Origin of the sequence: Subsaximicrobium wynnwilliamsii (genome assembly GCF_007997225.1) — a bacterium.
Classification (GTDB): Bacteria; Bacteroidota; Bacteroidia; order Flavobacteriales; family Flavobacteriaceae; genus Psychroserpens; species Psychroserpens wynnwilliamsii.
Genome location: NZ_VORM01000015.1, coordinates 109509 through 115958, shown reverse-complemented (window position 1 = coordinate 115958; position 6450 = coordinate 109509). Strand labels below are relative to the sequence as shown.

Below are 6450 nucleotides of genomic sequence, written 5' to 3'. Positions count from 1 at the left end.
GTACAAATAGATATAGATTTGCGTCGAGTGAACAGCTGCATGCGTGCCTGGTAGAATATATAAGCTGGTACAACACCAAAAGGATCCATTCAACCTTGGGGTATAGAACACCATTGGAAATGCAACTGAAATTAGAAAATTTAATCAATAAAGCGGCTTAATAAAAATAGTCACGCTTTATGTAGGAATTCCATACTGAATACTGAATACTGAATACTGAAGTTTGGATTGTGACTTCAATTGTAAAAGGCAACTGTGACTTTGACTGCAAACTGAGGACTGAAGACTGCCGCCTGAGTTTTTGATTAACGATTGAAGATTAACGATTTTTGATTGTTGAAGTTTTGGTAGCAACTTCATTCCACAATCAAAACTAATATCGAATATTGAATATTGAATGCTGAAGTTTTGATTGTGACTTCAAGTTTAAAAGGCAAGTGAGGCTGGGACTGTAAACTGCGGACGGAAGACGGAAGATGGGAGACGGAATATCGAATATCGAATTTTGAACGCTGAATACTGAAGTTTTGATTGTGACTTCAATTGTAAAAGGCAACTGCAACTGTGACTGAAAACTGAGGACTGAAGACTGCCGACTGAATTTTTGATTAACGATTTTTGATTAACGATTTTTGAAGTTTTGGCAGCAACTTCATTCCACACTCAAAACTAATATCGAATATCGAACGCTGAATACTGAATGCTGAAGTTTTGATTGTGACTTCGATTTCAAAAGGCAACTGCGACTGAAAACTGAGGACTGAAGACTGCCGACTGCCGACTGCCGCCTGAGTTTTTGATTAACGATTTAAGATTAACGATTTTTTATTGCTGAAGTTTTGGCAGCAACTTCATTCCACGATCAAAACTAATATCGAATATCGAACGCTGAACACTGAATGCTGAAGTTTTGATTGTGACTTCAAGTTTAAAAGGCAAGTGAGGCTGGGACTGTAAACTGCGGACGGAAGACGGAAGATGGGAGACGGAATATCGAATATCGAATTTTGAACGCTGAATGCTGAAGTTTTGATTGTGACTTCGATTTTAAGTGTAACTGTGACTATGACTGCGGACTGCAAACTGAGGACTGAGGACTGAATTTTTGATTAACGATTTAAGATTAACGATTTTTGATTTTTGAAGTTTTGGCAGCAACTTCATTCCACACTCAAAACTAATATCGAATATCGAACGCTGAACACTGAATGCTGAAGTTTTGATTGTGACTTCAAGTTTAAAAGGCAAGTGAGGCTGGGACTGTAAACTGCGGACGGAAGATGGGAGACGGAATATCGAATATCGAATTTTGAACGCTGAATGCTGAAGTTTGGATTGTGACTTCAATTGTAAAAGGCAACTGCAACTGCGACTGAAAACTGAGGACTGAAGACTGCCGACTGAATTTTTGATTAACGATTTAAGATTAACGATTTTTGATTTTTGAAGTTTTGGTAGCAACTTCATTCCATGATCAAAACTAATATCGAATATCGAATACTGAATACTGAATACTGAATACTGAAGTTTGGATTGTGACTTCAATTGTAAAAGGCAACTGTGACTTTGACTGCAAACTGAGGACTGAAGACTGCCGCCTGAGTTTTTGATTAACGATTGAAGATTAACGATTTTTGATTGTTGAAGTTTTGGTAGCAACTTCATTCCACAATCAAAACTAATATCGAATATTGAATATTGAATGCTGAAGTTTTGATTGTGACTTCAAGTTTAAAAGGCAAGTGAGGCTGGGACTGTAAACTGCGGACGGAAGACGGAAGATGGGAGACGGAATATCGAATATCGAATTTTGAACGCTGAATACTGAAGTTTTGATTGTGACTTCGATTTTAAATGCAACTGTGACTGCAAACTGAGGACTGAAGACTGCCGACTGAATTTTTGATTAACGATTTAAGATTAACGATTTTTGATTGCTGAAGTTTTGGTAGCAACTTCATTCCACACTCAAAACTAATATCGAATATCGAACGCTGAACACTGAATGCTGAAGTTTTGATTGTGACTTCAAGTTTAAAAGGCAAGTGAGGCTGGGACTGTAAACTGCGGACGGAAGACGGAAGATGGGAGACGGAATATCGAATATCGAATTTTGAACGCTGAATGCTGAAGTTTTGATTGTGACTTCGATTTCAAAAGGCAACTGCGACTGAAAACTGAGGACTGAAGACTGCCGACTGCCGCCTGCCGACTGAATTTTTGATTAACGATTTAAGATTAACGATTTTTGATTGCTGAAGTTTTGGCAGCAACTTCATTCCATGATCAAAACTAATATCGAATATCGAATACTGAATACTGAATACTGAAGTTTGGATTGTGACTTCAATTGTAAAAGGCAACTGCAAATGCGACTTTGACTGCAAACTGAGGACTAAAAACTGCCGACTAAATTTTTGATTAACGATTTAAGATTAACGATTGATGATCTCTGAAGTCTTGACTCTGCTTCGGTTCCAGATTCGATCTTGGGTTCAATTTCATCTTCAAGTTCAAGTTCAAGTTCATCTTCATCTTCATCTTCATCTTCATCTTCATCTTCATCTTCATCTTCAATTTCAAGTTCAATTTCAAGTTCAAGTTCAACGTCAACTACTCCTTCATAAACCGCTCATCCTTTAATTCCTTTAAACGTTTTTTGGCAAATTCGCTAAACATCGCGTCTTGGTGTTTCTTTAAAAAATCCTCGTACAGCTTCACTTTGGCGTCATAATCGGCGTAGTATTTATCTTTGGTAATGAGCAGGTAGAATTCCGAAGCCACATTTTCAGGGTCTTCTTTAATGGATGTTTGGAAGGCTTTTATGGCTTCCTTGAATTTATTTTGCCGGTTCAACACAAAACCCAGTTTTTGATATTCAAAATCCAAAGGCACATCCTTGAGCTTTAGGGATTGCTGGATATAGCTTTCCGCAGTGGCGAAATCCTCCAACTTTTCGTAATAAGTACCAATCACAAATAAGGCAGTGGCATCAAGCGGATTGAACTTTAGCGCCAATTTACGCTGTTCAATCGCCTTTTCGAACTCTGAGAATTCCGCGTAGACCATACTCAGTTTTTCATGGATGAATTCTGAAGATTCGCCCATTTCCAGCAGCTTCTCAAACCAGATCTGCGCATTTTTATAGTCATAATGGTAATAATAATTCTGCGCTTTTAGGCTAATGAGTTCCAAATTATTGGCATAGCTCTCCAGACCTTTGTCAATGTATTGGTTGGCAATCTCGTGCTTGCGCTTTTTTAAATAATATTTTCCGATTTTGAAAATGGCCTTTTGGTGGGTATCGTCTAATTTATAAGCGGCGATAAAACGGTCTATGGCGGTGGAATCGTCCATGCGGTCCAAGGCCAAGCCCATTTCATAATGGTAATTGGGATTGCGAAAATCGATATTCATCAAGGTATTGAACTGCGCAATGGAAGCCTCGTAATGCTTTGTTCGCGAAAGCAGTTTGGCGTACTCGTAGATGCTGAGCGCATCGTCGGGATGCGCTTCCACCCTTTGTTTGTAATAATTTAAAGCGGCATCGTAATTACCGATGGCCAGGTAGGATTTTGCAATTTTATCGGCCACCAAATCTTGGTCTTCAAGCGTTTTATAAACATAGATTGCCTTCGTGAAATTACCATGGCCATACAGGCTGTCGGCGGTGGACATGACCCCCATTTGCGCCTGGGAAGCATAACCTAGCAACAGCACTAAGAGCCTAATAAAAAATCGTTTTCTCATGGCATGAAATTGAGTTATTGCTCCACGAAAATAACTGGCAAACTGTAAGGCACTACCACTGGTTTACCCTTTTGTTTTCCAGGCATAAATCTTGGCAACATCTTGATTACCCGCTCAATTTCACGCTCTAAAATTGGGCTTTGCGCTCTGGATCTGATGCCAATCACATCTCCATTGGTATCGATCTTAAATATGACGTTGATGCGTTGCTTGCCCGTCAATCCAGCAGTTTTAGCCAGCTTTGTATTGAAGTTTTTGTTTACAAAAGCACTTATGGCATCACTGGTACAGTCTTGAACTGCTTGATTATCAAATAGATTTTCGCAGCCTTCAAAACGCGGTGCTTCCTCTACTACGGAAAAAGGGACTTCAACGAGATCACGATCTGTGTTGAACCTTATTTTTTCAACATACATAGTTTCGTTGGTATTGCTTTCTTCTGGAGCAGTATTGATATCATCAGTATTAACCTGAAAAAGTATTGGCAAGGAATAAGGCACCATAACCAGTTTTCCTTTGTGTTTCCCAGGAATGAATTGAGGCAGGGATTTAAGAACCCTAATGGCTTCTTTCTCCAAGGCTGGATGCGGCGCTCGTGCCATTACATTCACAACATCGCCTTCTGTATTGATTTTGAAGATCACGTGGATGCGCTGTCTGCCGGTTAAGCCCAATTGGGTAGCAAGGTTTATGTTGAAGTTTTTGTTCACATGACTTGCCACAAAATCTGAAAGACAATGTCGGCGGTCTTCATTACTGTTGTTGTTCTCAAAACAATCTTTGGTGGTAGGCACCTCATCGATTACTGAAAAAGGAACTTCCTCCGCGCCGTCATAATCATGATTAACTGAAATTTCTCTTTCAACCTTAGAGTTTCCAATTGGACGGAAATTCATGTAGGAAATATATGTGCTTCCATTTGGAAACATATATCCCATTTCAGTATAACCTTCTGGAACTTCGTCATCAACAGAATGCACTGAATATGAAACAACATCATCTTGTTCATCGATTTCAGCCCAACCCACATACTCCGGGTGGTTGATTAGAAAATCTTCGTAGGCGTCGTGTACCTTTTGAATCTCGGGACTCTTCTCGCCACCTTTTTCCAAAGAATAGGAATATTGACTCAAATCAAAAGCAGCGGGGTCATCATCCATCAAGGACTGTTTGCTGCAAGAGACATAAAATAGCATCCCAAAAACCAGTGGAATGAGCAGTGCGTATTTTAGCAGATTGATTTGTTTGGATTTTGATTGACTTAACATGAGAATTCGTTTTTTGATTAATGATTGCTTGAAAAACGGATTGACAAAAGAGAATTGCTGGGTCTCAAAGACCTGTGCCAGCAACTGGTCGTAATACTGTGATTTACTCTGGTGTTTCACTGCTTTGGCATCGGCAATGTATTCGTGCAAGGTGGCCACCCTGTTTTGATACATGTACACCAAAGGATTGAACCAAAATACAATGCGCAGCAACTCAAAAAATAGCAGGTCCCAAGTGTGCTTTTCTTTAACGTGTACCAACTCATGCTCCAAAATCGCACTGCGGTCTTGCTGCTGTATGCGCTCTCCCAAAAAAACATAGTTGAAAAAAGAAAAGGCTGCACTGCTATTGATTAGGTCGATAATGCGCAAATTCCCGCTCCAGCGTTTGGGATGCTTCAAGTATAGCCCCAATAATTTAACAACTTTAAATAAAAGTAGCGCTGCTGCGATACCCATGCCAACGAAAAAAATGGGGCTCCACATGGAAATCGGTTCTGGCGCTATGCTAATGCCCGCCAAATTGGCGACTTCCGGATCAATTATAGGCGCTTGCCGGGTGTTGCCGATAATGACTGCGGGCAATTGCACCACAAATTGATGGGAGACCATGGTTTTAATGCCATCAATCTTGATGAAAGGAATAACTACGGAAAGCACTGTGGTGCCCAACAGATAGGCACGGTTTCCATTGAAAAAGGTTTCCTTCCGAAGAAAAAAATCATAGATGATGAGGAAGAACAACTGAAACGCGACGACTTGTAAGATGTAATGTATCATGATCAATCTTTGTTTTTAGTGATTTCTTTGAGCATGGCCTCAACATCTTTGAGATCGACATCGTTTTTCTTCACAAAAAACGAAACCATACTTTTAAATGAGCCTTGAAAATAATTATCGACAAGCGTATTTAGGCTTTGATTGCTATACTCCTGTTTGGGCATTAAGGGAAAATACAGATGGCCCTTGCCCTGCTTTTCATAATCCACAAAACCTTTGTTTTCTAATATTCTCACGATGGTGGACACGGTGTTGTAAGCGGGTTTTGGTTTAGGCAACAGCTCCATCATCTCTTTTACTGTGGCTTTTTCCAATTGCCAGAGCACTTGCATGATTTCTTCTTCGGCCTTGGTAAGTTGTTTCATTTGTGAATAGTATTAAGTATAGCGTACTAAGTAGTAAGATTCAAATATAACTAAATTATTAGTTTGAACTAATGATTTAGTTGTTAAAATTTATAGCGATGGCGATTTCATGGCTGAATTCAATTTCGATATGTGAAAACAATGCCGGTTGGCAACGGACACCTTCCGAAGAAAACATTTAAAGAATGACCACTAAATTACATGATGGAACCTTGGAAATACCGCACAAAAAAACCCGATCATAATGAGATAATGTCGGGTTTTATTCTGCTATTAACGCAACAAAA

General features: G+C 39.6%; 4 protein-coding genes. 1 reads left to right on the top strand and 3 read right to left on the bottom strand.

What is annotated here, in order from left to right; genetic code table 11:
- A partial coding sequence (locus ESY88_RS21900) for an IS3 family transposase (RefSeq protein ID WP_147087245.1) occupies positions 1-161 on the top strand: 161 nt, incomplete at its 5' end.
- Positions 162-2613: 2452 nt separating this feature from the next.
- Here the strand turns inward: ESY88_RS21900 and ESY88_RS13310 are convergent.
- From ESY88_RS13310 to ESY88_RS13300, 3 genes are read right to left on the bottom strand one after another with little or no spacing between them, the layout of a single operon-like run.
- Positions 2614-3750, bottom strand: a complete 1137-nt coding sequence (locus ESY88_RS13310; protein WP_147087244.1) for a tetratricopeptide repeat protein — start codon at positions 3748-3750, stop codon at positions 2614-2616.
- 14 nt (positions 3751-3764) lie between these two features.
- Complete coding sequence (locus ESY88_RS13305) at positions 3765-5798, bottom strand: energy transducer TonB (RefSeq protein WP_147087243.1); 2034 nt, start codon at positions 5796-5798, stop codon at positions 3765-3767.
- Positions 5799-5800: 2 nt separating this feature from the next.
- Positions 5801-6163, bottom strand: a complete 363-nt coding sequence (locus tag ESY88_RS13300) for a BlaI/MecI/CopY family transcriptional regulator (protein WP_147087242.1) — start codon at positions 6161-6163, stop codon at positions 5801-5803.
- Positions 6164-6450 lie beyond the last annotated feature (287 nt).